General features: G+C 69.2%; 1 protein-coding gene. It reads left to right on the forward strand.

Annotation, left to right across the window (positions count from 1 at the left end; genetic code table 11):
* Positions 1 to 211: NAD-dependent epimerase/dehydratase family protein (locus C4313_RS10295; RefSeq protein WP_352429774.1), on the forward strand; the 211-nt coding region annotated here is incomplete at both ends.

Genomic DNA, 211 nt, shown 5'->3' on the forward strand with positions numbered 1-211 from the left:
GGTCACCGGCGGGGCGGGCTTTATCGGTTCCTATCTCGTGGAGGCTTTGGTCAGGGCGGGCCACACGGTTTTCGTCGTGGACAACCTCTCCCGGGGCGCCGCCGCCCATCTCCCCCCCGGGATTCCCCTCTTCGTCACGGACATCCGGGATCCCGCAGTGGAAGATCTGCTGCGGGAGGTCCGCCCGGCGGTGATCCACCACCTGGCGGCC

The organism is Thermoflexus sp. (assembly GCF_040289485.1).
Lineage (GTDB): Bacteria > Chloroflexota > Anaerolineae > Thermoflexales > Thermoflexaceae > Thermoflexus.